Source organism: Tabrizicola aquatica, assembly GCF_002900975.1.
Classification (GTDB): Bacteria; Pseudomonadota; Alphaproteobacteria; order Rhodobacterales; family Rhodobacteraceae; genus Tabrizicola; species Tabrizicola aquatica.
Window position 1 is genome coordinate 418,484 of record NZ_PJON01000002.1, and the last position, 26,143, is coordinate 444,626.

General features: G+C 64.9%; 21 protein-coding genes. 16 read left to right on the forward strand and 5 right to left on the reverse strand.

All coding sequences use genetic code 11. From position 1 onward, the window contains the following. Positions 1-2 precede the first annotated feature (2 nt). The 3 genes from CXR42_RS10380 to CXR42_RS10390 all read right to left on the reverse strand — a co-directional run bounded on the left by CXR42_RS10380 (position 3) and on the right by CXR42_RS10390 (position 1,445). Positions 3-650: a MotA/TolQ/ExbB proton channel family protein gene (locus CXR42_RS10380; protein ID WP_245875412.1), complete on the reverse strand. Its 648-nt coding sequence runs from the start codon at positions 648-650 to the stop codon at positions 3-5. Positions 651-677: 27 nt separating this feature from the next. Then, the gene (locus CXR42_RS10385; RefSeq protein ID WP_245875413.1) at positions 678-1,112 is read right to left on the reverse strand and encodes a hypothetical protein; all 435 of its coding nucleotides are present in this window, start codon (positions 1,110-1,112) and stop codon (positions 678-680) included. A gap of 93 nt (positions 1,113-1,205) precedes the next feature. Next, positions 1,206-1,445, reverse strand: a complete 240-nt coding sequence (locus tag CXR42_RS10390) for a hypothetical protein (RefSeq protein ID WP_103257468.1) — start codon at positions 1,443-1,445, stop codon at positions 1,206-1,208. Positions 1,446-1,564: 119 nt separating this feature from the next. Between CXR42_RS10390 and CXR42_RS10395 the strand changes: the two genes are divergently transcribed. The 12 genes from CXR42_RS10395 to CXR42_RS10450 all read left to right on the forward strand — a co-directional run bounded on the left by CXR42_RS10395 (position 1,565) and on the right by CXR42_RS10450 (position 14,585). Next, positions 1,565-1,978, forward strand: coding sequence for a DUF1036 domain-containing protein (locus CXR42_RS10395; protein ID WP_103257469.1), 414 nt, complete (start codon positions 1,565-1,567; stop codon positions 1,976-1,978). 70 nt (positions 1,979-2,048) lie between these two features. Further along, positions 2,049-2,660, forward strand: coding sequence for a DUF6931 family protein (locus CXR42_RS10400; protein WP_103257470.1), 612 nt, complete (start codon positions 2,049-2,051; stop codon positions 2,658-2,660). A 52-nt stretch (positions 2,661-2,712) separates the two neighbouring features. Further along, positions 2,713-3,828 (forward strand): type VI secretion system-associated FHA domain protein TagH, encoded by a 1,116-nt coding sequence (gene tagH / locus CXR42_RS10405; RefSeq protein WP_103257471.1) that lies wholly within the window; start codon positions 2,713-2,715, stop codon positions 3,826-3,828. 79 nt (positions 3,829-3,907) lie between these two features. Next, positions 3,908-5,236 carry a type VI secretion system protein TssA gene (locus CXR42_RS10410; protein ID WP_103257472.1) on the forward strand — a complete coding sequence of 443 codons (1,329 nt, stop codon included), beginning with the start codon at positions 3,908-3,910 and terminating at the stop codon, positions 5,234-5,236. Positions 5,237-5,313: 77 nt separating this feature from the next. After that, positions 5,314-5,823: a type VI secretion system contractile sheath small subunit gene (tssB, locus tag CXR42_RS10415; protein WP_103257473.1), complete on the forward strand. Its 510-nt coding sequence runs from the start codon at positions 5,314-5,316 to the stop codon at positions 5,821-5,823. 42 nt (positions 5,824-5,865) lie between these two features. Next, positions 5,866-7,359, forward strand: coding sequence for a type VI secretion system contractile sheath large subunit (gene tssC, locus CXR42_RS10420; RefSeq protein ID WP_103257474.1), 1,494 nt, complete (start codon positions 5,866-5,868; stop codon positions 7,357-7,359). 50 nt (positions 7,360-7,409) lie between these two features. Next, positions 7,410-7,901 carry an Hcp family type VI secretion system effector gene (locus tag CXR42_RS10425; protein WP_103257475.1) on the forward strand — a complete coding sequence of 164 codons (492 nt, stop codon included), beginning with the start codon at positions 7,410-7,412 and terminating at the stop codon, positions 7,899-7,901. A gap of 93 nt (positions 7,902-7,994) precedes the next feature. Continuing rightward, positions 7,995-8,588, forward strand: a complete 594-nt coding sequence (gene tssE, locus CXR42_RS10430; protein WP_103257476.1) for a type VI secretion system baseplate subunit TssE — start codon at positions 7,995-7,997, stop codon at positions 8,586-8,588. Continuing rightward, on the forward strand, positions 8,585-10,510 hold the full coding sequence (gene tssF / locus CXR42_RS10435; protein WP_103257477.1) for a type VI secretion system baseplate subunit TssF: 1,926 nt from the start codon (positions 8,585-8,587) through the stop codon (positions 10,508-10,510). The genes tssE and tssF overlap by 4 nt, the downstream gene beginning before the upstream one ends. Continuing rightward, positions 10,507-11,472, forward strand: a complete 966-nt coding sequence (gene tssG / locus CXR42_RS10440; protein ID WP_180996024.1) for a type VI secretion system baseplate subunit TssG — start codon at positions 10,507-10,509, stop codon at positions 11,470-11,472. The genes tssF and tssG overlap by 4 nt, the downstream gene beginning before the upstream one ends. Before the next feature lie 12 nt (positions 11,473-11,484). Further along, complete coding sequence (gene tssH, locus CXR42_RS10445) at positions 11,485-14,091, forward strand: type VI secretion system ATPase TssH (RefSeq protein WP_103257479.1); 2,607 nt, start codon at positions 11,485-11,487, stop codon at positions 14,089-14,091. Positions 14,092-14,126: 35 nt separating this feature from the next. Continuing rightward, complete coding sequence (locus tag CXR42_RS10450; protein ID WP_103257480.1) at positions 14,127-14,585, forward strand: hypothetical protein; 459 nt, start codon at positions 14,127-14,129, stop codon at positions 14,583-14,585. 46 nt (positions 14,586-14,631) lie between these two features. On the opposite strand, the gene CXR42_RS10455 is transcribed toward CXR42_RS10450, so the two are convergent. Both CXR42_RS10455 and CXR42_RS19330 read right to left on the reverse strand, forming a co-directional pair. Next, positions 14,632-16,899, reverse strand: coding sequence for a peptidoglycan DD-metalloendopeptidase family protein (locus CXR42_RS10455; protein ID WP_103257481.1), 2,268 nt, complete (start codon positions 16,897-16,899; stop codon positions 14,632-14,634). A gap of 9 nt (positions 16,900-16,908) precedes the next feature. After that, positions 16,909-18,309 (reverse strand): peptidoglycan-binding domain-containing protein, encoded by a 1,401-nt coding sequence (locus CXR42_RS19330; RefSeq protein ID WP_180996025.1) that lies wholly within the window; start codon positions 18,307-18,309, stop codon positions 16,909-16,911. Between the two features lie 193 nt (positions 18,310-18,502). Between CXR42_RS19330 and CXR42_RS10470 the strand changes: the two genes are divergently transcribed. The 4 genes from CXR42_RS10470 to CXR42_RS10485 are packed head-to-tail and all read left to right on the forward strand — an operon-like array spanning position 18,503 to position 25,977. Beyond that, positions 18,503-20,371, forward strand: a complete 1,869-nt coding sequence (locus tag CXR42_RS10470) for a type VI secretion system Vgr family protein (protein WP_103257484.1) — start codon at positions 18,503-18,505, stop codon at positions 20,369-20,371. A 2-nt stretch (positions 20,372-20,373) separates the two neighbouring features. Next, on the forward strand, positions 20,374-20,802 hold the full coding sequence (locus CXR42_RS10475; protein ID WP_103257485.1) for a DcrB-related protein: 429 nt from the start codon (positions 20,374-20,376) through the stop codon (positions 20,800-20,802). A gap of 4 nt (positions 20,803-20,806) precedes the next feature. Next, positions 20,807-25,444: an RHS repeat-associated core domain-containing protein gene (locus CXR42_RS10480; protein ID WP_146038043.1), complete on the forward strand. Its 4,638-nt coding sequence runs from the start codon at positions 20,807-20,809 to the stop codon at positions 25,442-25,444. Next, positions 25,444-25,977 (forward strand): hypothetical protein, encoded by a 534-nt coding sequence (locus tag CXR42_RS10485; RefSeq protein ID WP_103257487.1) that lies wholly within the window; start codon positions 25,444-25,446, stop codon positions 25,975-25,977. The genes CXR42_RS10480 and CXR42_RS10485 overlap by 1 nt, the downstream gene beginning before the upstream one ends. Positions 25,978-26,143: the final 166 nt, after the last annotated feature.

The following is a 26,143-nucleotide window of genomic DNA, read 5'->3' on the forward strand; positions in this document are numbered from 1 at the left end:
GCCTAGGAGAGCCTGGCGCCCTGTTCGACCCGGCCATAGACGGCGGCCGAAATCAGCGCCTCGATCAGGTTGCGCTCGCGCTCGATCTTTGCGTCCAGCCAGGTGGCGATGAAGTAGGTCACCAGCGCGACCGCCAGACCGGCCGCCGTGGTGGTCAGCGCGACCCAGATGCCGCCGGCCAGCCCGGCCGGATCGACCGCCCCTTCGACCTGGGACAGCACGGCGAAGGCGTCGATCATGCCGACGACGGTTCCCAGCAGGCCCAGCATCGGGGCGGCCTGCACGACCATTTCCAGCAGGCGCATCCGTTCGGTCATCTGGGCGATTTCCAGAATGGCGGATTGGCGGCCCAACTCCTCGGCATAGGCGGTGTCGCCGGGGCGGGACTGTTGGGCCGAGAACACCGATTGCAGCACCCGCGCCAGCACCGACCGGCGGCCGGAGGCCAGGCGAATCGCCTCATCCGGGCGGCCGGAGAGCCAGTTCTGCAAGATCGCCTCGGCCGCCTTGCGCTTGCCGACGCCAAGGCGGGCAAACTGTATGATCTTGAAGATCCCGACACTGACCGCCATCACCGAAAGGGCAGAAAGGGCACCGAAAACGAAGATCGTCATGAACCCGGCGGTCACGAAGTCAGGCAATGAGGACATGGTGGAAGGTCCTTGGGGAAAAAGGGATCAGATCCCGAACTGGATTGCCGTGCGCGAGGTCGCGACCAGCCGGGACAGGCAGAAATCTGACGTGGTGCCGTCTGCAAGGGTGCAGGCCGCAACATCGTTGACGACGATTCGCGAGATCGTTGCGCAACTGCTGCCGGCCAGTTCGAATTGCAGGATCTTGGTCTTGCCGGCGATCAGTTCGCCGAATTCCAGCACCAGAAGCCGGGTCACGGTGCCTTCGGCGTCGAACAGGCCGACCTGGAAGGCGGTCCGTTCGAACGCCAGGTCCGACAGGTTGGTCGCGACATAGGTCAGGCGACAGCCGCCCCCCTCGGTCTCGGTCGCGGCGTTCAGGTCAAGCTCGAAGGCGGTTGCATCCTGCGCGACGGCCGGGGCAATGGCGAGCCCAAGGACGACCGCAAGACTGGATGCCAGGCGCAGCGAAGCAGTCATGGAACCCCCATGGAAATCAGCATGTTCGGGTGAAGTTGGAGAGGATGGCCGCCCGCAAGTCAACCATGATCGTGCCTTGGCGTCCGGGCCAGCCTAGCGGAAAACGCCGATCATCCAGACCGACTGCAGCGACAGGCCGCCGTCGCGGGGCCGGGTCTTTTGCTTGGGCGCGGTGTCGGTATCCTTGGCGCCAGCGGTAATCGTGGCATCGGCCTGCGGTGAAGCCGGGGCCGGCGTGCCCATCGACATGGTCGCAACGAATTCTTCAACGTCCAGCGCCATAGCCGGCGCGCTGGAAATCAGGAAGATTGCGGTGAGCAGGGCGCGTTTCATTCGCATTGGATATCACATTCAATGCCGTTTCGATAGATGGAACCGCAAATGCGGTGCGCGGCCCGTGGCGTCTTTGCGACATGTGGCTATGCTGCGGCGATCAGCAGTCGGGTCCGGGCATGGTGAATCACTTCTGGCGGGCTTCGGTCCTTTTGGCAGCAGCATGGGGCGCAAATCCGGCCCAGGCCGATTTCGCGGTCTGCAACCAGACTTTTGACATGGTCAACGTGGCCATCGGCAAGTCGGAGGGCGATGTGTTCGTCACCGACGGCTGGTGGACGATCGGCCCGAACCAATGCGCCAATGTGCTGACCGAAACCCTGTCGGTGCGTTATGTCTATGTCTTTGCGCAGGACGTTTTCGGCAAAGTGATCCTGTCCGGCGCCACACGGATGTGCGTGGCGCCTGATCGTTTCACCATCCGGGGCGACAGCGATTGCATCCGTCGCGGCTTTATCGAAGCGCCGTTTCATGAGGTCGATACCCTGCGATCCGAGCGGTGGACGCTGTTTCTGACCGAACCGCCCGCTTGACGGAGCTTGCCGAACTGCTCAATCGTCTGCCAGTCTGCGGAAAAACCGGCCTTTGCCAGGAGAAGCGCGTATGTCGGGGCTGCTGGAAATCGACGAAGGCGAAAAGACGCGACCCCCGTCGCAGGCATCGGCGCAGGTGTCCGTCCTACGCTATTCCACGCCGCACGAGCTGTATTCCGCGATGCCGCAGCTGCGCAACCTGACGCAATTGCGCCCGCGCGAGGATGAGAACAGCCTGGATTTCCTGGCGCGGTTGCAGGCCTCGGCCACGCCCGAGGAATCGGTGACCTTCGCCGCCTTTGCCGCGGTGCCCCGGGTCGCGGTGTGGTGGGGGTACGAATGTCTGCGCAACCTGCGCGCTGATTTCACCCCGCATGACCGCGAGCTGCTGGAGCATATCGCCCAGTGGAGCAGCAGCGGCGACCAGGCGCTGCGCTATGAGATCATGAAAACCGCGCTTTTCGCGGAACGCCGGACGGCGGCGGTGATGCTGGGGCTGGCCGCGGGCTGGTCGGGGGCGCAGATCGCGCCGAACGATCCGTCCCCGGTGGCGCCGCACCGGACCCCGCGGGCGGTGAATGCGGCGGTCCTGTCCGCGCTGGCGCAGTGCCAGCTGTCGAATCGGCCGCACCATCTGTTGCGCCTGGTCCGTCTGGCGGAGCAGCTGTTTCGTGCCTACTGAGCCTTACGCCGCCGCTGCGGCATCCTGAACACACGGAATTTGCCTTCTCGCCATGACATTGACCCTGCGCATCGAGAACTTCGACGTGCTTGAGCACGGCGGCCCGATCAGCATCACGCTGAACCAGTCGGGCTGCGATGTGGGGCGGAGCAAGGGCATGACCTGGGTGCTGCCCGATCCGGCGCGTCATATCTCCAGCCACCATTTCTCGGTCGCCTATCGCGACGGGGGATATTGGTTGACCGATGTGTCCACCAACGGGACCTTCCTGCAGGGCAGCCCCTACCGGCTGCAGGGGCCGCATCGTCTGGTGCCGGGCGAGCGCCTGACGGTGGGGCATTACGTGATCGTGGTGGAGGGGTATGCGGCGGCACCAGTGCACCGCGCGACTGACGCCGATCCCTGGGACTTTGGCATGGCGCAGACGCCGGTGAACCCGGTCTCCTTGCCGCGACAGCCGCAGTGGCTGGACGACGTGGCCCGCGATTTCGTGCCGGCCGTGCCGATGCCGCATCCGGCCCCGTCGGCGCCGCCGACAGGGTTTGACTATGCCCCGCCGGTCCCACCGCAGCCGGTCGCGCCGGCGCTGGGCGGGCAGGACTTTGTTCGTGCCTTCTGCGAGGGCGCGGGTCTGAACCCCGCCGACTTTGCCAGTGTCGATGCCGACCGCATGGCCCGCGAGTTGGGTCGCGCCATGCGCAACGCCACGACCGAGATCATGCTGCTGCTGCGCGACCGCTCGGCCGTTAAGCAGTTCACCCGGGGCGGTGAGCGGACGATGCGCAGCGCAACCGGGAACAACCCGATGAAGTTCCTGCCCGATGCCGAGCAGATCATCGAGGCGATGTTCCTGCGCCGCCGCGACGGCTTCATGGAGGGCGCGGAAGGGCTGGGCAATGCACTGGCCGATATCCGGCGGCACCAGGCCGCGTTCTTTGCCGCGCTGCAACCGGCGCTGGCGGCGGTGCTGTCGGGCCTTTCGCCGGACGAGGTCGAGGATGGGGCGGGGTCCGGCATCCTGGGTGCCGCGTCAAAGGGCAAGCTCTGGGAGACCTACATCCAGCGCTGGGATGCGAAGGTCGAGGCGGGCGAGCATGGGATGCTGGATGCGTTCCTGGACGCCTTTGCCAAGCATTATGCAGCGGCGGTCGGCAAGGCAGGGGATTAGCGCGGACGCTTGACCGGCGGGTCGTTCGTCATACGATGGCGACGCGTGCGGCGAGGTCTTCGACGGGTGGGAGTGGACGATGGGCTTCGATTGGGCGACGGCACCGGTCTCGGAAGAGAGCCTCTGCGGGCCGAACCTTGACGCGACGGACGACGGCGATTTCGTCGAATACTATTTCGACGCGGTAGGCCGGTTGCCGGAACGCTATGTCGTGCCCGGAATGGATACCGGGGGCGGGCAGCGGACCGAGGATCGCATCTTTGACCCCAAAAGCATCGACATCGCCACCGAGACGGCGCGCATCCGGTCATTGCTTCAGCGCAGCCGCGACATTCGGCTTCTGGCCCTGCAAGCGCAGTTCGACTGTCTGGCCGGGCGCCCGACCGGCGTGGCCGATGCCGTCGAAACCATCGCCGACCTGATCGCGCTTTATGGCGACGAGGTGCATCCCCAGATCGACGGCGATGTGTCCCAGCGCCGGGATGCGCTGTCCGAACTGGCGCAGCCGATCACCATGGTCACCGCGCTGCGCTTCATGGGTCTGAACGGCACGCCCGAGGTGACCTTGCGCCGCATCCAGGTGGCCGAAGGGCGGTTCACCCCCTACAGTGACGAGGTGGGCCTGTCCCTGCAGGGCCTGCGCGACATGCTGGGATCACCGGCCAATCGCAGCCGGGTCGATGTGGTCCACGCGGCGCTGTCCCGGATTTCCGAGGCGCTGGTTCGGATCTCTTCGGCCTGCCGCAGTCATCCCTCGACGCCCTTTGCGCCGAATTTTGAAGCGGTGCTGAAGGTGCTGGAGGAAATGCGCACCGAGATCACCGGGGCGCGGCCTGACCTGCGCGGTTCGGATGCCCCGGTGATGCAGCCCGCACCCGCGCCCGTGGCCGGGTCGTCGGCAATGCCGTCAGCAAGTGCCGCGCCGGCCCCTGCTGCGCCGGTGATGGTCGCCTTTGCCAACCATGCCGAGGCGCGGCAGGCGTTGGTGGCCTGCGAGACCTATTTCCAGACGTTCGAGCCGTCGTCGGCCGCCCTGCTTCTGGTCCGCCAGGCGCGGCAGTTGATCGGCCAGCCCCTGGTCAAGGCGCTGGAGGCGCTGTTGCCGGACGACGCGGGCAAGGCCATCGTCGCCTTCGGGCCGCAGACCGGCTTTGCCCTTCCGGCCCAGCGGTTGAAAAGCCTGAGCGAGGACAATCTGCCCCTGAGTGCCATCGAACCGCAGGTCAACACGGCGCCGCCGTCCGTCACCGGACCCGCCGAGGCGACGGCCGTGATCCGGTCGGTCGAGGATTACTTCCGCAACCGCGAGAAGAGCAGCCCCGTGCCCTTGCTTCTGCAGCGGGCCCGCAGTTACATGGACAAGGATTTTCAGGCGCTGGTGGATGAGTTAATTCCCAGGAAACAGTAGGTCTGGAATTCCTCCGAACACATTGACTTGAAACCAATAACACTATTCACTGTCGCGCATTCGGATGGAGATGCGGAATGGCTTCTAACTCGGGCTCTGGTTTTATCAAGCGCAACCGTCCCCCTCGGGTCCAGATTTCCTACCAGGACCCTTACAACAGCGAGCGGATGGTCGAACTGCCCTTCGTGATGGGTGTGCTGTCCGACCTGTCGGGCAACAACCCTGGGGTGGAAAAGCCCCCGACCGAAGAACGCACCTTTACCGATGTCACGAAAGATACGCTTGACGCCTATATGGAGGCGACAAAGCCGGGGGTGACTTTCACCACCGAAAACCATCTTGACGAGGGGTCGGACCAGAAGCTGGGCGTGGCGCTGCAGTTCAACTCGATGGACGATTTCGAGCCGGCGCGAATCGCCGCCCAGGTGCCCGCGCTGAAAAAGCTGCTGGAGGCGCGTCAGCATCTGGCGAACCTGCAGCGTTACATGAGCGCGAAGCCCAAGGCGCAGGAACAGATCAAGAAATTGCTTGCCGACCCGGAGCTGATGGCCGCCCTGGCCGAACGCGCCCAGAAGGATGAAGAATAACGCAGCCAGGCTTAGGACCAGGCGGCAATCAGGGGATCAAGGATGGCGACTGAAACACAACGCGATGCGTCGGCGCAGGGCCAGGCTCTGGACGAGCTTTCCGAATTTTCGGATATCCTGAAGCAGACGATCAAGCCACGCACCGAAGTCGCCGCGCGCGAGGTGGACAACGCCGTCGTTGCCCTTGTGCGCGAGGCGATGGGTGATCAGGCGCTGGTCGCGGATGACGTGATCGACACGATCGACGCGATTCTGGCCAAGCTTGACCAGAAGCTGAGCGCGCAGGTGAACGAGATCCTGCACCACGAGGAATTCCAGAAGCTGGAATCGTCCTGGCGCGGTCTGGCCTATACGCTGAACCAGTCCGAAACCGACGCCACGCTGCGGGTGAAGGTGCTGAACGTCTCGAAGTCCGAACTGGCCTCGATGATGCGGCGCTATCCGGGGGCCAAGTGGGACAAGTCGCCCCTGCATGACATGGTCTATGAGCAGAACCTGGGCACCCTGGGCGGCGAGCCTTATGGCGTGCTGATCGGAGACTATCAGTTCGACCATTCCAGTGCGGACGTGAACCTGCTGACCTCGATCGGCAAGATCGCTGAAAGCGCGCTTTGCCCCTTCGTGTCGTCGGCTGCGCCCTCGCTGCTGGGTCTGGACAGCTGGAACGAAGTCGGCGCGCCGCCGGACCTGTCGGAAATCTTCACGACGCCCGACTATGCCCAGTGGAACAGCCTGCGCGACAGCCCGAATTCGCGCTTCCTGGCGTTGACCCTGCCGCGCGTCCTGGCGCGGGAGCCCTATGGCCAGAATTCCAATTCGGTGGTCGAGGAGTTCTCGTTCGAGGAAGAGACCGACGGCCACAACGGCAGCAAATACGCCTGGATGAACGCGGCCCATGCGATGGCGGCGAATATCAACCGTGCGTTCAAGGAACACGGCTGGACCGTCCGCATCCGCGGCGTGAAGTCCGGCGGTGAGGTGGAGAACCTTCCGACCCATGTGTTCGAGACTGGCGACGGCTCGAAAGACCTGAAATGCCCGACCGAAGTGTCGATCACCGACCGGCGCGAGGGCGAATTGTCGAAGGCGGGCCTGATCGGCCTGATCCACCGGCAGAACACCGACAAGGCGGCCTTCATCGGTGCGCAGTCGCTGTATCGGCCGAAGAAGTATGTCGATGATGCGGCCACGGCGTCGGACAACATGTCCTCGCGCATTCCGTATATCTTCGCCATTTCAAGGTTCGCCCATTACCTGAAGGTGATGGTGCGCGACAAGATCGGGGAAAGCCCCGACAAGAATCAGCTGCAGCAACAGCTTCAAAGCTGGATTAACAAGTACGTCACCGGAAACCCGGAAAGTGCGGACGAAAAGGAAAAGGCCAAAAAGCCGCTTGCTGCGGCCAAGGTCGAAGTGATCGAGGACGAGCTGAACCCGGGCTACTATCTGGGCAAGTTCTTCCTCAAGCCTCACTTCCAACTGGAGGGAATGGATATCGGGATGAGCCTGGTCTCCAAGCTGCCGCAAGGCAAGTAATTTAACAGCAATTGTCCGCCCGGTGGGCGGTGTTCAAAGGAGTGATGACTATGGCTGACAATATCCTTCTGAAACTTGGCGACGCGATTCGCGGCGAGTCCCCCGTTGCAGGCTATGAAGACTGGATCCAGGTCCACGGCTGGAGCTGGGGCGCGACGCAGTCGGGCACGACGCATGAAGGCATGGGCGGCGGCTCGGGCAAGGTTTCGGTCCAGGACCTGAACGTGACCAAGTTTGTCGATGCTTCGACCCACGACCTGATCAAGCATGTCTGCAACGGCAAGCACATCCCGAACGCCGAGCTGGTGGTGATGAAAGCCGGCGGCGACAGCCCGGTGGTCTACTTCCGCCTGAAGATGACCGATCTTCTGATCTCGTCCTATCAGACCTCGGGCGCGCGGGACGGGCTGGAGCGTGTGACCGAGTCGATCGCGATCAACTTCTCCAAGTTCGAAGTAACTTACACCAAGCAGGAAATGGACGGCTCGGCTGGCCCGGAAAGCACCGCTGGCTGGGATATCCGCCGGAACGAAGCGGTCTGATCCGCATCGGGCAATTGACAGGGCGGGGCGCCGGGGGCGCCTCGCCACTTCTGGCGTTGCCGGTCGCGTAGCGCCACGGACCGGACATAGCGCATGGCCACTGACCCAGACGATCCTGCCAAGGCCAGCCGCCGCTTGATGCGCAAGGGCGATCGGTCGCGCGTGTCCCTGATGCAGATCTTCCGGGCGGCCCATCGCGACCGTGACGCGCGCGTCGATCTGGTCCCGGACGCGCAGGGCGACGCCGCGATCACCAGCCGCAGCAAGATGCGGCGCGACGGCGTGGACGAAGGCACCCTGCGGGCGCATGTGCAAGCCGACCTGAGCGCATTGATGAACACGATCCAGCTTGGCGCGGCCGTCGATCTGGACGACGCGCCGCATGTCGAACGCTCGGTCCTGAATTACGGGTTCCGCGATCTGTCGGACGTGACGGCGCGCGACCTGAACTCCTCTGCGGTCGTCGCTTCGATCCGGCAGTCGCTGCTGGACCATGAGCCGCGCATCGTGCCCGAAACGCTGGAGGTGCGGGTGGCCGATGACGCGACCGGGACCAGCCACCGGCTGGAAATCCAGGTCACGGCGGAACTGATGGCCGACCCGGTCGATGTGCCGATCGACTTTCGCGCCGAGGTTGATCTGGGCGCCGGAAAGCTGCGGATGCGCGGCAGGCGGGTGGCGTCGTGAAGAAGGCTTTCCGCGACGCCTATAACCGGGAACTGGCCATCCTGAAGGAGCGCGCGGCAGATTTCGCCGCCGAGTATCCCGGCCTGGCCGACCGGCTTGGCGGGTTGATGCAGGAAAACCTGGACCCGTCGATCGCGGGTCTTCTGGAAGGGTCCGCCTTCCTGGCCGCGCGGGTCCAGGTGAAGATGGACGAGGAGTTCCGCACCTTCACGCGTGAGCTTCTGGACCAGATCTTTCCCGACATGCTGCGGCCGGTCCCCAGTGCGATGCTGGTGCAGGCCACTGCGCCCGCCGGCGTTCGCGATCTGGCACAGGGGCTGGTCTTTGAAGCGGGCGAGTATCTGGACGCCTTCTTCAATGATTCCGACAAGCGGGTCAGCTGCCGCTATCGGTTGGCCGAGCCCCTGGCGCTGTGGCCGCTGGAGCTGTCGCGCCTGCGCTATCACGCTGCCCCAGCCACCCTGGGCGCGCTGGGTCAGGATGTGGCCCAAGGCACCAAAGCGGGGCTGGAGATCGAGTTGACCCGGATCGGGGTGGCTGTCGGCGGCGCCTCTGGTCTGCTGTCCGACCTGGCGCTTGACGAGTTGCCGTTGCACTTCACCGGTCCGCTGGCCGACGCAGTGCAGCTTTACGAACAGGTCCACGCGGGGCTGGTCCGCGCCTCGCTTCGGTATGAGGACAAGAACGGCGATCCGGTCTTTCTGCGCCTAGCGCCCGACAGCCTGCAACAGATCGGCTTCGACGCCGCACCGCCGCTGTTGCCGCATTCGGGCGCGCTGTTCAGCGGCTTTGCCCTGCTGCGGGACGCCTTCACCTTTCCGCGCCGTTATCTGGGGTTCCGGCTGACCGGCCTGCGCCAGGCCCTGCGGCGCATCCGGTCGGCCCGCGCCCAGCTGATCCTGGAGTTCGACAGCTCGAACGCCAACCTCGCCGCCCGCCTGGACGCGTCGCATGTCCGGCTGCACTGCGCGGCGGCGGTGAACCTGTTCGAAGAGTTCTCCAGCCAGGTGCGCATGGACAACCGGCGCGCCGAGTTCGTGGTGACGCCGGACGCAAGCCCCGCAACGCATTATGAAATCTATAGCCTGACCGAGGTTTACGCCCATTACCGGGGCAATCAGAACAAGGTCGAGGTGTTGCCCCTCTATGCCACGCCCGGCGACGGCATCGACCCACGGCAGGCCATGTACTACACGACGCGGCAGAAGCCCCGTCGCCTTAGCCCGCAAGAGGCCCGCTTTGGTGCCTCGCGCTATCGCTATCGCGGGACCGAGACGTTCATCTCGGTCTATGAACCCGAGGGGCAAGAGCAGGCGCAACGTTTGCAGGTGAAGGCGTTGTGCTCGAACCGGCACCTGCCGGAATACCTGCCCATCGCCCAGGCCAAGGAACTATTCGCGCTTTGCCAGGACCAGACGGTGACCCTGTCCTGCGTCGCCGGCCCGACCGCCCCGCGCGAGTCGGCGCTGGATGCGGAACCTCGGGGCGGGCAGATGTCCGGCACGGGCGATGTGCACTGGCGGCTGATCAGTTTCCTGTCGCTGTCCTTTCACGGGCTGCTGAACGACCGCGCCGGCAAGGGGGCCGCGCCGCTGCGCGAGTTGCTGCGCATGTTCATCAGCCTGTCGGACACGATCAGCGACACGCAGATCGACGGCCTGCGCGCGGTCGAGACGCGGCCCATCGTGCGGACCTTGCGCTATGACGATGGGTTTCACCCTGCACGCGGGATCGAGGTGCGCCTGATCTTTGACGAGGATGAATTCGAAGGCTCGGGCATCATGCTGCTGGGCGCGGTGATCGACCGCTTTCTGGCTGAATATGCTGCGGTGAACTCGTTCACCCAATGTGTCATCGTCTCGATCCAGCGCGGGACGATCAAGACCTGGCCACCCCGGTCCGGGACGGGGCCGCTGCTATGAACGAGGACGCTATGCCCGGCTTTCTGGCCCTGCTGCGCCAGTTGGAGCGGACGGCACCCGACAAGCCGCGGATCGGTCGGGCCGAACGGACGCGGGACGAGGTCGCGGCCCTGGGGCAGGACCCGTTCCTGACCTTTCCCGATGCCGAACTGACCGAGGCGCGGCTCGACCTGTCGCCGCCCCGGGTGCGGCCCCGCGTGATGGGCTTTTACGGCCCGCAAGGGGCGCTGCCGCTGACCCTGACCGAAGAGGTGCTGGGCTGGGTCGAAGCCGGCGACCGGGCCTTTGTCGATTTCACCGACATCTTCGCGACCCGGTTCATCGGCCTTCTGTTCCGCGCCTGGTCCGACGCCCGCGCGATTGGCCAGTTCGACCATCCTGACGACCGCTTTCAGAAGTATCTGCTGTCCTTTGCTGGGCTGGGCACCCCGGCATTTCGCGACCAGTCCGACACGGTGGACACGCTGCGCCTGCGCAACATCGGGTTGTTCGTCGGCCGCGTCCGAAGCCCGGTTCGCTTGCGGCAGATGCTGGAGCTTCACCTCAAGGCCGACGTCTCGATCGAGGAAATGGTTCCCGCCTGGATGGAGTTCGAGCCGGACAGTCTAAGCCGCTTGGGGATGCAGGGCTCAACTCTGGGGCAGAATATCCACCTTGGCCGCCGCATCCTCTCGATCGGCGAAAAGATCCGCATCCACATCCGCGCCGCCACGCTGGAAAGCTATCGCCGCTTCCTTCCGGGGGGGCCGGACCACACGCAAGTCAAGACTGTGGTGCAAAGCTATCTTGGGATGGCCTTCGAAGTCGACGTCGCGCTGTGGTTGCCCCAGCGCGAGGTCGAGCCGACGGTGATGGGCAAATCCGGCCAACTTGGCTGGATGGCCTGCGTTGCCCCGCCGGGCGAGGGCGAGGGGTTTGTCAAGGGCACGAATTTCCGGCTGGCTCTGGCCGAGGTAGCCTGACAGGAGTTATGAATGACCGAGATTTCCATCGAGAAATACGCCGGCAAGCTGAATCGCGCGGGCTATGATGCCTTCCTGCAGGCCATGCGCCACGCGCGGGGCGAGCGGAACCGAAATGTCGAGTTGTCGCATTTCCTGTTCCACGCCTTGTCGAACCAGAATGCGGATATCGCCGTCACTCTGGCCGCGCTGAACCTGGACCGGGGGGCGGCGCTGAAGGATCTGGACCGCGCGGTCGGGAACCTGGACAAGAACGTCACCGAAGGCCCCGGCATTTCCGAACACCTGGGCGATGCGCTGAACCATGCCTGGACCTATGCCACCCTGTTCTTTGGCGAGGTGCAGATCCGCACTGGGCATATCCTGCTGGCGCTGCTGAACGACCAGAACCTGCGCCGCGCCCTCATGCGCGCCTCGCCGGTGTTCGAGGCGATCTCGGCCGACCAGCTGGCGCGAGAGGCCCGGACGCTTTGGGCCGACAGCGAAGAAGACGACATGCGGCCGATGGATGGCTCGGGCCTGACCGCGCCGGATGCCACGGGCGCGGCCCCCAGCGGCAACAGCCCGCTGGGCCGGTTCGCCAAGGACATGACGGCGGCGGCGGGCACGATGGACCCGATCAAGGGCCGCGACGACGAAATCCGCCAGATTATCGACGTCCTGTTGCGCCGTCGCCAGAACAACCCGATCCTGACGGGCGAGGCTGGCGTGGGCAAGACCGCCGTGGTCGAAGGCTTTGCCCAGCGCCTGGCTGCCGGGGACGTGCCGCCCAAGCTGAAGGGCACCCGGCTGTACGAGCTGGATATCCAGGCCATGCAGGCGGGGGCGGCGATGAAGGGTGAATTTGAACAACGCCTGAAATCGGTGATTGATGAGGTGCAGGCCTCGCCCGTCCCGATCATCCTGTTCATCGACGAGGCGCATACCCTGATCGGAGCCGGGGGTGCTGCGGGCACGGGCGATGCGGCAAACCTGCTGAAACCGGCGTTGGCGCGGGGCACCCTGAGGACCATCGCAGCGACGACATGGTCGGAATACGCCAAGTATTTCGAAAAAGACCCCGCACTGACCCGCCGTTTCCAGCCGGTGATGGTCGACGAACCGGACACCGCCCGCTGCTGTTATATGCTGCGCGGCATCCTTGGGCCGATGGAGGCGCACCACCAGGTCCGCATCTCGGACGAGGCGATTGTCGCTGCCGTGACCCTGTCAGCGCGGTATATCCCGGCCCGGCAATTGCCCGACAAGGCCGTGTCCCTGCTGGATACCGCCTGCGCCCGCGTCGCCGTCAGCCAGGCCGCAATCCCCGCCCGCATCGCCGACCTGCAACAGAAGATCGCCGCGCTGGAGACCGAGATCGCCGCAAAGGAGGCCGAGCGCGACCTGGGCGACACGGACGAGGAGCGGATCACCGAGGCCCGCGCCGAAGTGGCTGCCACTCAGGCGGAACTGGAAAGCTTCCAGCAGAAGTATGAGGCGGAGAAGGCCGTCGTCGACAAGATCCTTGCCCTGCGCGCTGTTGCGGACAAGGACGATGCCACCCGCGACGATCTGAAATCGGCGATGACCATGCTGGAGGCGACGCATCCCGACGACCGCATGGTCTATGCCCATGTCGATGCGCAGGCGGTGGCCTCGGTCATCTCGGACTGGACCGGGATTCCGGCCGGGCGGATGATGCAGGACGAGTTGCAGTCGATCCTGCAGCTTGCCGACCACCTGAAGGAACGCGTGGTCGGCCAAGACCACGGGTTGACCGCCATTGCCAAGCGCATCCAGACCGCCCGCGCAGGCCTTGGGAACCCGGAAAAGCCCATCGGTGTGTTCATGCTGTGCGGTCCCTCGGGCGTCGGCAAGACCGAGACCGCGCTGGCGCTGGCCGAGGCGCTGTATGGCGGGGAACAGAACGTCATCCCGATCAACATGTCGGAGTTCCAGGAGGCGCATTCCGTCTCGCTTCTGAAAGGCGCGCCGCCCGGCTATGTCGGCTATGGCGAGGGTGGCAGGCTGACCGAGGCGGTGCGCCGCAAACCCTATTCGGTCGTCCTCTTGGACGAGATCGAAAAGGCCCACCCCGATGTGCATGAACTGTTCTTCCAGGTCTTCGACAAGGGCGTGATGGAGGACGGCAACGGCCGTCGCATCAACTTTCGAAACACGCTGATCCTGCTGACCTCGAACGTCGGAACGGACGTGATCATGGAGATGGCCGAAGGCGGCAAGACGATCCCTGATCTGGACGAGGTCGATGCCGGGTTGAAGCCGTTCCTGCTGGATGTCTTTCCGCCCGCGCTGTTGGGCCGTCTGGTCGTGATCCCGTATTTCCCGCTGGGGCCGGATGTGTTGCGCAGCATCACCCGGCTGAAACTGGGGTCGGTCGGTCGCCGCCTACGCGAGGCGCATGGCGCGGTCTTCGACTACTCGGACAAGGTTCTGGACCATATCGTGGACCAGTGCCGCGACCCCGACAGCGGTGGCCGGATGATCGACAACATCATCACCAATTCGCTTCTGCCTGACTTGTCGCGCCAGGTTCTAGGCCGCATGGTTTCAGGCGACGATATCACCCGCGTCCACGTCGAGATCGACGAGGGCGCATTCCGTTACGACCTTGCCTGACACAAGACCTGTATTTTAAAGCAAAGGACTGACCCATGGACTGGATTCTCGTCACCCGCTTCAACAAGGCCATCGGGGCCATCGGCTTCATCGGCGATACCGCCGCGACCGTGGTGGCCTTCTACGACGACAAGGACGCCAACAAGGACGGCAACGTCTCGGCCGGTGAATGGCTCGCCTTCAAGGCAGGTGGCATGGTCGGGGTGAAAATGAACGGCATGAACGTGGCCGAAGTGGCGATGCAGGCCCGCGGCAACCCGATGATCATGGAGCGCGATCCGGGGTTCTACCAGACCTCGGCGCAGATCTTCGTCAACTTCGCCCATTCGATGACGATGGAGGCGTTCTACAAGCTGTACTTCTCCAAGGGCGTGTCGGCGGTCGGGTCGGGTATCGCCCAGACCATCACCTCCAGCATGATCAAACAGATGGTCATCAAGAAGGGCTTCGAGAAGGCCGTGAAAGAGGCGTTCCAATCCGCCGTCGGCGTGTGACCTTTGCGGGCCCGGCAGGTTCCGGGCCCGTTTCCACCTTGGCCCGTCAGCCCTGTGCCAGGATCGTGTCGACCAGCGCCATATAGGCCCGGTCCTCCTCGGACAGGACAGCCACCGCGACGGCGCCCTTGCTGCCCGACATCTTGGCATCTGCCCAGGCGACCAGATCGCCCATGGTCTTGCCGGTCAGGAAGGGGTTCGCACTGACGACGCCCGCCCCCATCACGTCCAGAACGGACTTTGTCGGGTCCGCCCGCAGTGCGACAACCGCGCCCTCGGACCCCAGGAAGTGCGCGAGATAAAGCCGCCCTGCCGTCGCCTCTAGCCCCCGGTCCCGCAGATAGGCTTCGCTTTCGCGGGCCAGGTTGGCGATCATCTCGCGCGAGAGTTCGGGGTTTGTCCGCAGCGCCAGCAACTCTTCGCGTCCCAGTGAGGCGACAAGGTCCGGCCGATAGGTCTGCATCATCCGCAACCAGGTGCCTTCGATGAATTGCCCCAGACCCACCGCCGTCGAACGGCTGTTCGCCGCATCCGCCTTGCCCGCGCTTTCGACATCGACGATCCGCGAGACCAGGGCGTCAATCGCCCCGCCGCTGGTGCCGCCGCCCATCGGGTCAACCGCCTTGCCGTCGATCCGCAACTCGAAATGCAGGTGCGGCCCGGTCGAGCGGCCGGTGGTTCCGACATAGCCGATCAACTCGCCCGCCGTGACGCTGGCGCCGATCTGCAGGCCGTCCCGAAAGCCATCGAGGTGAGCATAGCGCGTCTGCCGCCCGCCCGGATGGTCGATGTAGATCACGTTGCCATAGGCCCCGCCGTCGCCCATCTGGACCACGACACCGTCCGCCGCAGCCTGGACCGGGGTGCCGGTGGGTGCGCCCCAGTCCAGTCCGTCGTGGTTGCGCACCTGTTTCAGGATCGGGTGCGTCCGCGGCCCGAAGCCTGAGGTGACCGCCCCCGCCACCGGCATCACCAGACCATGGCCGATCCCCCCGCCCACCGCCGCGCGGGCGCCGGCGCAGCGATAGCCTTCGGCGGTGGGGTCGGGCACGATGTAGCAGTCCATCTTGCCAGAGGGGCCCGAGATTCCAGCGAAAAGGATCTGTCCCGCGCCAGCCTCGGGCGGGGGGGTGCTGGCGAACAGGACCGTGACCTGGTCGCCATCGGCCGCATAACGCTCCAGGTCATGGGTGCGTGACATGGTCACGATCAATTCGCCGACCAGCGTGGTGGACAGCCCGTTGCGAATCCCGGCCGAGTAGAGCGCGTCCAGCAGGCGGATATCCTTCGGTGCGGCTTCCGGGCGGACCTTGTCGCTGCGGGCAAGAAGGTCCTCGCCAATCCAGGGGTCGGCGCCAGTATCGAACCGGCCGGGACCGATCTGCGCCAGGGTGCCAAGATAGGTCTCGCCGCTGTACAGCGTCATCTGCAAAAGCGAGGTGCCGCGCACGTCCGGCTTCAATCGCAGAGCAACGAGGGTTCCGGCAGGCAGGGCTTCGGGGGTCGCCAGCAAGCGGGTGCTGGCGGCTGCGGCCTGGGCAGCCTCGGCATCGGCCAGGCCTGCCTCAACCAGAAGGGCGACCAGCGGCCGGTCAGTCTGCAACAGCGCGATCCGGTCACGGAACAGCTCCAACCGCGCCGTGTCGCGCAGAAGATAGGCCACCGAAGTGGTGTTCTCGATCTGGGTCTCAACATAGGTGATGGTATCCTCACCCTCGCCGACCAGCTCTCCCCAACTGCCGGAATCGCCTTCGATGGTCACCAGATTGCCTGCCTCGGCCAATATCGCCGTGGGCTGCGATGGCTCGGTAGCAATTGCGCTGGCGCGGCTTGACTGGAAGAAGGCCAGCTCGGCCCGGGTCGAGGGGATGGTGGTGACCAGCTGGGTTTCCTTCACGACCAGCGCGTCCTGCAACAGGTTCAGGCCGGCCGGAGGCGGACCGGCGCGGTCTGCGGCGACCTCGGCAGGGGCGACCACCTCCTTGATCTTCGAGGCGTCGGTTTCAAAGTTCAGGATCAGGGGATCGCGCGGCAGATCAAGGAAGGGCAGTCGGACGGCATCAACCCCAGCCGATGCACTTTCGGCCACCTGGACCATCGAAAGCTGGTCGTCCCCTTCTGCAGCCGGGGTCGCTTCCTCGATCTCGGCGCTATCCAGCGGGCTGTCAGCCTGGGGCCACAGCAGGTAACCCACCGCCAGCACCAGGCACAGACCGCCAACGGCGGGTACGGCCAGCCGCAGCTTGCGGGTGCGCTGCCGCGACCGCGCCCGGCTGGCGGCTTGCTGGAACCTGGGGTCTTTCTCCAGTTGCATCGCTGCGCCTCAGCGGAAGACCCCCCCAAGGGCCGAGTTCGAAAGCCCTCCAGAGGGCTGTGCCGGAGCCGGCGCTGGTGCGGGTGCGGGCGCAGGGGCGGCGCGCGCGGTCGATGGGGCGGGGTCGGCTGTCCGGGTCGTGGTCGTGCGGGCGGGGGCGGCCTCGGCCACTGGTGCGGGGCAGGCGACCTGGCCGGCCAGTACGATCTGGCGATACAGCGAGATATCGGGATCGCGGGTGACGGGGCTGAGGCCCGCCGTTTCGGCATAACGGTCGACCGCCCGCCGCGAGCCGTTGCCCCACTGGCCATCCACCGCAGCCGTATAGCAACCCGAGCGCTGCAATTCCGTCTGCAATGCCACGACCAGGCTTTCTGGCGGCGGATCAAGCCCGCCAGCCTGAACCAGAGTGCCGAAGAGGGCGGGATCTTCGGTGCGCAACGCCTCACGCGCGGCGAGGTCGTCGTAGGCGATCTGTGGAAGCTCTGGTTCGGGCTCTGGTTCCGGTTCGGGCGCGCGGATCAGGCCGACGATGATGGAGGGCTGCGGCATCCCGGCGGCGACGGGGATGGCAAGGATGTCCTCGTCGCGCAACGGACGGAATACAGCCGGCTCTGCCGAGGGCGTTGCGGATGTCGTGGCGGTGGGTTCGGGTGTCTCGGGCGGGGGGTCGATGGCGATGCCGGCGATCACCTCGGTCGCGGCGGCGGCCGAGACTGCGACCGGGGCGATCTGGATCACGTCGCCGTCCACCACATCGACCAATGCGGCGCTGGCAGGGGTGGAGGGGGGTGCGGCTGGGGCAACCACCAGCGGCGCAAGGCTGGTCGCGCCCGTCCAAAGCCCCGCGAGGCTGTCTTGCAGCGGCCCGGCCTGCGCCAGCCGCAGCCGGTCGGTCAGGCGGTCCGGGCTGGCTGGGCAGGTTGCGGAAACCCCGGACGAGGCTGCCACATAAGCCGAAAGTCCGGCCGGAAGCTGAGGCGCGACCAGCCGGCCGGCAAAGCCCGGAGCGCCGGCGCAATCCTCGATCAGCAGAGCCACCTCGGTCGTGCCGCTTGCGGCTAGGCGGGCAAGCAGCGGATCAATGGCGCCGCGCGGGTCGCCGCCGCCCTGACCCATCAGCATGGGGCCGGATGACCCGGTGCCGATCGGCCCGGCGAAGTAGATCAGAACCTTGGATGATCCGGCCAGGCCGTCCAGCGCCTGGGCCAAGGCGTCGGCCCCAACTTCGCGCCGCAGGGTGACGGGTCCGATTGCCATTTCCCGAAACGCCTCGGCCGCGGCATGCGAATCGGCAAAGGCCGTCGGTGCCGAGCGTGAGGGATTTCCAATGACCAGCACGTTCCAGTCCTCGGCGGCCAGGGGCTGCGTGAGGGCAGTCAGCATCAAAAGGACGCGCATCGGGCGCAAGGCACTCTCCGTTTGCCAGCAGGCGGCACGGCGAGGTTTAGCACGAATCCGGCCGGTCGTCTGCCTTGGCGCAATCAGACTGTCACGAATACAATCATATGGATAGCCGGTGCAGGTATGGGAAACAGTTCTTTCGACATCGCACGAAAAGGGCTATGGTGCGGACATTGACGCGGGTCCGAGGTTATTCGAAATGAACGTTTCACTTCGTCAGGAAACCCGCAGGGGTAAACTTACGACTGTTCTGGGCGCGAACGCTCTGGCCCTGCTGCGATTTTCAGGCTCTGACCGGATGAACGGGCTGTTCGACTATCGGGTCGAGGCGCTGTCCGACAGCAGAAGCATCGATTTCGATGCGCTAATCGGCACCGCGGCGGTGGTAGAGTTGAATTCCGAAGGTGGCCCGACCCAGTTCAGCGGCATCGTGTCCGACGCGCAGTGGCTGGGGGTCGGCGAAAATGGCTATCGCTATACGCTGACCCTGCGCCCGTGGCTTTGGTTGACGGGGCTGCGGCGCAATCAAAGGATCTTTCACAATCGCACCGTCGTGCAAATCCTGCAGGAGTTGTGGGCGCCTTATGCCGGGCTGGGTGATCCCGCCTGGGAGTTGCGGCTGTCCGCCGATTATCCGGTGCTGGAATACACGGTTCAGTACCGCGAAAGCGATCTGGATTTCGCCCTGCGGATGATGGAGCGGTTCGGGATCAGCTACCATTTCACCCACAAGCCTGGTGGGCATACGGCGGTCCTGACGGACAGTATCGACGCGCATCAGCCCTTGCCGGGGGAACGCCGGCCCTACTGGGGTTATGGCGAGCAGCACTTGGCCTCGGGCGAACATTTCTGGGACTGGCGGCAGGCCCGGAACGTGACGACAGGGGCGGTCCGGCTGACGGACTACAATTTCAAGATGCCAACGGCTGCGATGGAAGCAGACCGGGTGGGCGACGCGCAGCATGCGATGGGGCAGATCGAAAGTTTCGACTGGCCGGGGGATTACCCCGATCCCGGTCGCGGCAAGACGGTCGCCGCGCTGCGCACCAATCAGGAACGCGGCCAGGACAAGCGCATCGCGGCCGAGGGAGATATCTCGGGCCTGGTATCGGGCCTGACCGTCATGCTGTATGGCCAGGAAATCCCGGGCGCTACTTACGAGACGTTCCTGTGCCTGGCCACGTCCCATGCCTACACCGCCGAAGGGTATGGTTCGGGCGGCGAGATGGCCCAGGATGCCTATGAAGGGCACTATACGCTGATGCCGATCTCGGCCCCGCTGGCACCGCGTCGCAAGACGAAGATGCCGGTGGTGCAAGGCCCGCAGACCGCGGTCGTCGTGGGTGAGGGAGAGATTGACTGCGACGAATTCGGCCGGATCCTGGTGAAATTCCACTGGGACCTCGCGGGCGCCAACTCCATGCGTTGCCGGGTCAGCCAGAACTGGGCAAGCCAGGGCTGGGGCGGGATGGTGATCCCCCGGATCGGCATGGAGGTGATCGTCGAGTTCCTGGAAGGCGACCCCGACAAGCCCATCGTCACCGGCTGCGTCTACAATGGCATGAACGGCGTGCCCTACGGCCTGCCGGCCAACAAGACCAAGTCGGGCTTTCGCACCAACACCCATCAGGGCGCCGGGTTCAACGAGCTAAGCTTTGAAGACCAGGCCGGGCGTGAGGAAATCTCGATCCACGCGCAGAAGGACCTGAACCGGGTCATTCTGGACAACGAGACGACCTTCGTCCGCGACGGCAACCGCTCGATCGAGGTCAAGACCGGGGACGAGACGAAGCAGATCACCTCGGGCAACCTGAGCGAGTCGGTCAAGTTGACCCGTTCGGCAACTGCGAATGTGGTCAGGGTGACCGCCAATGCCGGCGATGCCGGCCCCGGCCAGATTGTCTATACCGCCGAGGACGCAATCACGCTGACGGTCGGCGACGGCACCATCATCATGACGAAAGAGGCGATCGTGCTGCGGTTCAAGTCGTCGCAGATCGTGCTGACGGCAGGCATCATCGACCAGATCGCCGACATGATCCATCTGAACAAGGACAAGGCCGGCTAAGCATGTATCGTATCAACGAAGGCAGCATCGATCTGCCCTCTGGCTGGAAAGACCAGTCGATCAACATCGTGTCCAGCAGCGGCAGCGGGTCGATCCCGGGCCTGACCTTCACCATCACCCGGGAAGAGGTTCCCTGGGGCATGCAGTTCGCGGAGTATGTCGCCGGCGAGATCGACAAGGCCAAAGAGGCCCTGACCGAGTTCAAGGTTCTGACGCGCAGCGACCTGGCGATTTCGGGCCGTGCGGCGGTCGAGATCGAATGCACCTGGAAGGCCAAGCAAAGCCCGATGCACCAGGTCATCACCACGGTTGATGCGCCGGCGCATGCGATGGTGCTGACCGCCTCGATGCCGGGCCGGATGAGCGACACCCAGAAGGCCGAAGTGCGCCGGATCGTGGCGACGCTGACCTTCGCCCAGCCGGCAGTCTGACGCGATGGGTATCCTGAACGGAGCCACGACAGCGGCCCAGATGGGCACGCGCCACGGCACCTATACCTCCAGTTCAGGAGACCCGACCGGTACTTCGCCGGCGGGCACGGTTCCCAGTCAGTACGACCGCAGCGCGACCGAGCGCGGGATCGACAATACGCTGAACGTCGTCGAAAGCGACACGTTCAACTATGCCGTCAGCGGCAGCTTCCTGGCCTATGGCGCCGCGACCGGGGCCTACAGCGCGATGGGTGCGGGGACCAGCGTGATGGCCGGTGCGGCAGCCGGTGCCCTGCCGGTCGCCGTGGGCCTGGGTGCGGGGATCGCCGGTGGCCTGATCGGGGCCTATGTCGGCGACAAGCTGGGCCACGCGGTGATGAGCCGGATTCCCGGGTTCAACCGACTGCCGGAATCGGGCGAGATGCCGGCGACGACCGGCCATCCGATCGCGCATACCAGCATGCTGGCGACGCTGGGGGCCCTGGTCCTGGGCGCGGTTGCAGGCATTGCGGTGGGCGCGTTCATCATCGCCACCGGGGGAACCGGCCTGCTGGTGATCGCGGCGGCTGCAGCGGCAGGCGGGGCGATTGCCGGGTTGGGGGCGGGCTTCGCCTCGGCCGCCGGGCAATATGGGACCAACCAGGGCGTGATCGGGCCCGGCTCGCCCAACGTGTTCTTCCAGGGCAAGCCGGTGGCGCATGTGATGACCCCGGTCGCCTGCTCGGTCCACAAGGTTGCGGCCTGCGCGGAAGGGGCCGAGACGGTCTTTGTGAACAACTGGCCGATGACGCGGATCGGCCACAAGACGACCTGCGACGGGGTGGTCAACGACGGCTGCAAGACCATTGCCATCGACAAGGACACCAGCGCCATCGCGCTGGACATCGACGGCGGCTGGATGCGGCGCTGGACACGGATCGGGTTGGCGGTGCTGAACTTCCTGCCGATCCCGCGCAGCAAGGGGCGAAGCAATCGCTCGAACAAGGTGGACGGAACGCCGTGCGGTGCGGCGCGCTGCGTCAGTGACCCGATCAACGTGGCCACTGGCACGCTGGTCGACACCCGCACCGACTTTGCCCTTCCGGGGACGATCCCCCTTGTCCTGACCCGCAGCTATTCCCGCGGGGCCGAGGGGCTGATGGGCCGCGACTGGGCCTCTAGCTGGGGCCGGTTCCTGCGGATCAGTGGCGAGACGACGACCTATCAGGATGCCGAAGGTGTGCGCGTGGTCTTTCACACGCCCGAAACCGAAATCCTGTCGACCAACCTGCGGATGCCGCATCTGGAGATGCTGGGCCAGCGCGATGGCGACATTTTTGTCTTCGACCGGCGCGAGCAGTTGTTCCACTGCTTCGGTCACCGGGTCGGCGACCGCCTGCTGCTGACTGCCATCGAGGACCGGAACGGCAACCGTGTCACCTTCCGGTATCGTGGCGCGGACCTGTTCGAGGTCACCCATACCGATGGCTACAAGCTGGATGTCCATTGCGACGCTGGCGTGATCCGCGCGTTGTCGCTGGCCGGGCATGAGACCGGCGATTGCAATGCCACCTGGGCCTACAGTTCGGAAGGTCGTCTGGTCGAAGCAAGGTCCCCCCAGTTCGGCACGCTGTTCTATGGCTATGACGATCAGGGCCGGATCAACCGCTGGGCCGACACCAATGCGACCGAGGTCTTCTATGCCTACTCGGGCGACCGGATCGTGCGGTCCTGGACTGCCAGTGGCCACATGGGCGTGCGGCTGGAACACTTCCCGCAAGAGCAGCGGACGGTTGCCCATTTCACCGATGGCCACCAGGAGACCTTCCACTATGACAAGGATGGCCTGGTCTGGAAGGAAATCGACGGCAAGGGCGCGGTCTGGCTGACCGAATGGGACACCCGCTTTAACGTCACCGCCCGCGTCGACCCCATGGGGAACCGGACCGAGTTCACCTATGATGAGGGGGGCAACCTGACCTCGGCCAAGGACCCGACCGGCGCCACCCTGTCGTGGAGCTTTGACGCCGACGGCCAGCTTGCCGCCCGCACCGATGCGGCGGGGGCGACGGAACGCTTTGTCTATGACGACAAGGGCAACCTCTCGGCGGTGATCGATGCCACGGGCGGCCGGGTCGGGTTCCGCCGCGGCGACAAGGGCGAGGTGCTGCGGATCGACCTGCCGGGCGGCGGGCAGGAGCGCGTCTACTATGACCAGTTCCTTCGCCCCGTTCGCCGGGTCGACCCGGATGGTGCTGCGCAGAACATGACCTATGACCGCGAGGGGCGGCTGATCCAGCTGGTCGACCCCGAGGGCGGCGTTACCCGTTTCGATGTGACGCGCGGCCCGGAGAACCCGCGCGGCTCGGTCCGCCGGATTGATCTGCCAGACGGTGGGTCCGTCCAGATGACCTGGGATGGCGAGGGCCAGCTTGCCAGCGTGACCGATGGCGAAGGCAACACCCGCAGCTTCCGTTCGGGTGCTTTCGACCTGCCCTTGGCCGCGATAGATGAGGCCGGGCAAAGCCTGACCTTCGAGCATGACACCGAACTGCGCCTGACCGCCGTGATCAACGCGCTGGGCGAGCGGTTTGAATACACTTACGACGTGACCGGCGCGCTGGTGGCGGAGAAGGATTTCTCGGGCCTCGTCACCCGGTATGAGCGTGACCTTTCCGGCCGGATGGTGGCGCGGATCGCCCCGGATGGCACCGTCACCCGTTTCGCCTATGACGCGCGCGGCGACCTGATCGAAGTGAAGGTGCTGGACCGCGATGGCCCCCGCATCACCCGGCTGGAACATGACGCGCGGGGCCTTCTGACGCTGGCCGAGAATGCCGACGGCAAGGTCGAATTCGCTTACGACCTGCTGGGCCGCTTGGTCAGCGAAAAGCTGAATGGGCGTGAGATCCTGTCGACCTATGCACCCTCCTCGGGGCTGCGGACGGGCCGGTCGGGCGATGTGCTGCCGCTGTCGCTTGGCTATACGCTGGCTGGCCTGCCGAAAGAGCTGCGCGTCGGCAGTCACGCGCCCTTGGCGATGCACCATGACGGCCGGGGGCTGGAGGTTCTGCGCCACAGCGCGGCCGGCTTTGCCCTGGCACAGAACTATAGCGCCGGCGGCATGTTGCAGACCCAGATTGCCGGAACCGCTGCCAGCCTGGGCGATGCCGTACGGCTTGGCCAGGCCGGCACCGCGTCACGCCACAGCCTGCATCCCGGCCCCGCAACTCGCGCCTTCCGCAGCTACGACTGGGACCGCGCCGGTCGGGCGATTGCGATCAAGGATGGCCATTGGGGCGAAAGCCGCTTTGCCTATGACAAGCGCGGCCAGGTCGTCGCCACCGGTCAGCGCGACCGCCACGGGGTCGAGGTTGCCCGCACCGGCTATGACTATGACCCCGCCCGCAACCTGTCGGCGATCCGCGGTCTGGCGGGCTTTGCCAAGGTCGAGCAGGCCAGGGGCGGCCGCACCCGGGCGCGGGGCCAGACCTTCTACCAGCATGACGCCAATGGCCGCGTGATCGAGAAACGGGTGGAAGAACCCGGCTTCCGCCCCCGCATCTGGCGCATGGCCTGGAACGGCGAGGACCGGTTGGTCCGCCTGGAAACCCCCGATGGCGCGGTCTGGGCCTATGCCTACGACCCCCTGGGCCGCCGCATCCGTCGCCTGAAACTGGTGGCAGGCGCCCGCGATGAAGACCGCGACACGCCCCCCGGTGGCGGCTTTGCCTATCAGTGGGACGGCGACCAGATCGTCGCCGAAGCCCCGATTTACGCCGACGGCACAGTGGCCTGGGACCGGGCCGAGGCCTGGGTCTATGAGCCCGGCAGCTTCCGCCCGCTGGCCAAGCTGCAGGGCGAGGACCTGTACTACGTCGTCACCGACCACATCGGCACGCCCCGAGAGCTGATCAGTGAAGACGGCACCCGCACCGCCTGGCGCGCGCGCCTTGGCCTGTGGGGCGAGACCGAAGCCCTCACCCGCCGCGCCGCCAACGACAACACCGTGCCCGATTGCCCGATCCGTTTCCAAGGCCAGTGGTTCGACGAGGAAAGCGGCCTCCACTACAACCGTTTCCGTTATTACGACCCCGAGGCAGGGCAGTATCTGTCCCCTGATCCCATAGGGCTGGCAGGCGGTGAACGGCCGCAAGGGTATGTGGCGGATCCGAACGGGTGGGTGGATCCTCTTGGGTTGGCTGGCTGTTCAGACCGGTTGCGGGCAAACATGATGGAGGACATGGGACTGCCACGTGCGACGCGGGCTCCCGGCTACCAGGCTCAGCATCTTGTTCCCGGCGCGCTATCAAACCATCCGGCCGTGAAGCTGGCAGGAATTGATATCGATTCCGCTCCGAATGGGATCTTCCTGCCCGATAATCGTGCACCAATTAGCCCGCTATCGAGGCATCAAGGCAGTCATCCCGGTTACAATCAGGCTGTAGAAGCTGCTCTCAATCGCATCGATCTAAGCAAGGGACAGCAGCACGCCGCTTCGCAGATTGCTGCGATGCAAGATGTCCTGAGGGTCAACCAACAAAACGGTGTCCCAATCAGAAGTGCTGACTGGGTTGGTCCATATACACCGGGTGGCACGGCTACAGGGACCTCCAGGGCCTTCAATCGTTGGGATAGCATTTTGAGCGGGGCAGGCTTCTGATGACCATGGACGAGTCATATTTCCTGGAACCGGTTGACTTCTTTCTGAACCCCAAATTGCTTTCCGGATGGAATGGCGATGGAATCGATCAGGAGGTTGAGTTGGTCGAGGATCTCGAGCGCGCGATGCTGCTGGAGAACTCTCAGGATCTTTCCGACGGCTATGCCATATGGTCAGATTATCTTACCAATGCTGTGGCACCGTTCTATACAACTGAACTTGGGCGTGCCGGCAGACAAATCGTTGAAGTCCACGGAGCCAAAGTTTGGGATGGGCTTGGGAATTTCCAGATTGAACTGCGGAAGAAAAAGGTTCGGCGAACCATAACCGAGTTCGAGGAGTTCTGGTCAGCAACAGCCTTTGATATCCTCGAACATCTGAAGATGATCGCCGTCGGCCGATTCTGTTCGAAAGACTATGATACTTCGAGGTTGGAAAATGTCTTTGTGATCTACGCGAATGGCTTTTATCCCTGTGGGCTAAGGACAGATGGACGCCTCGCGGCATTTGACCCCAGGGTTCTACAGCGCTGACTGGCGCGGCAGACCAGACTTCCCTTCATCACGTATGTGAGACCGGGCTGGCGGTGTTGCGTATCGCTCGTTGCGAGACGCAGAGATTTCTCGGGCAGCTGCCCGTCGCAATATTGCCACGGCGGACCAGTACTTCCAAAGCATCGGCGTAAATCCAAACACACCC

Excerpts from the sequence above, each read along its gene's own strand:
- CXR42_RS10390 (WP_103257468.1), bottom strand. The coding sequence starts at position 1,445 with ATGAAACGCGCCCTGCTCACCGCAATCTTCCTGATTTCCAGCGCGCCG.
- CXR42_RS10480 (WP_146038043.1), top strand. The coding sequence starts at position 20,807 with ATGGGTATCCTGAACGGAGCCACGACAGCGGCCCAGATGGGCACGCGC.
- tssH (WP_103257479.1), top strand. The coding sequence starts at position 11,485 with ATGACCGAGATTTCCATCGAGAAATACGCCGGCAAGCTGAATCGCGCG.
- CXR42_RS10400 (WP_103257470.1), top strand. The coding sequence starts at position 2,049 with ATGTCGGGGCTGCTGGAAATCGACGAAGGCGAAAAGACGCGACCCCCG.
- tssC (WP_103257474.1), top strand. The coding sequence starts at position 5,866 with ATGGCGACTGAAACACAACGCGATGCGTCGGCGCAGGGCCAGGCTCTG.
- CXR42_RS10425 (WP_103257475.1), top strand. The coding sequence starts at position 7,410 with ATGGCTGACAATATCCTTCTGAAACTTGGCGACGCGATTCGCGGCGAG.
- CXR42_RS10450 (WP_103257480.1), top strand. The coding sequence starts at position 14,127 with ATGGACTGGATTCTCGTCACCCGCTTCAACAAGGCCATCGGGGCCATC.
- tssB (WP_103257473.1), top strand. The coding sequence starts at position 5,314 with ATGGCTTCTAACTCGGGCTCTGGTTTTATCAAGCGCAACCGTCCCCCT.
- CXR42_RS10385 (WP_245875413.1), bottom strand. The coding sequence starts at position 1,112 with ATGACTGCTTCGCTGCGCCTGGCATCCAGTCTTGCGGTCGTCCTTGGG.
- CXR42_RS10395 (WP_103257469.1), top strand. The coding sequence starts at position 1,565 with ATGGTGAATCACTTCTGGCGGGCTTCGGTCCTTTTGGCAGCAGCATGG.
- CXR42_RS10410 (WP_103257472.1), top strand. The coding sequence starts at position 3,908 with ATGGGCTTCGATTGGGCGACGGCACCGGTCTCGGAAGAGAGCCTCTGC.
- CXR42_RS10455 (WP_103257481.1), bottom strand. The coding sequence starts at position 16,899 with ATGCAACTGGAGAAAGACCCCAGGTTCCAGCAAGCCGCCAGCCGGGCG.
- CXR42_RS10380 (WP_245875412.1), bottom strand. The coding sequence starts at position 650 with ATGTCCTCATTGCCTGACTTCGTGACCGCCGGGTTCATGACGATCTTC.
- tssG (WP_180996024.1), top strand. The coding sequence starts at position 10,507 with ATGAACGAGGACGCTATGCCCGGCTTTCTGGCCCTGCTGCGCCAGTTG.
- tssE (WP_103257476.1), top strand. The coding sequence starts at position 7,995 with ATGGCCACTGACCCAGACGATCCTGCCAAGGCCAGCCGCCGCTTGATG.
- tagH (WP_103257471.1), top strand. The coding sequence starts at position 2,713 with ATGACATTGACCCTGCGCATCGAGAACTTCGACGTGCTTGAGCACGGC.
- CXR42_RS10475 (WP_103257485.1), top strand. The coding sequence starts at position 20,374 with ATGTATCGTATCAACGAAGGCAGCATCGATCTGCCCTCTGGCTGGAAA.
- CXR42_RS10470 (WP_103257484.1), top strand. The coding sequence starts at position 18,503 with ATGAACGTTTCACTTCGTCAGGAAACCCGCAGGGGTAAACTTACGACT.
- CXR42_RS10485 (WP_103257487.1), top strand. The coding sequence starts at position 25,444 with ATGACCATGGACGAGTCATATTTCCTGGAACCGGTTGACTTCTTTCTG.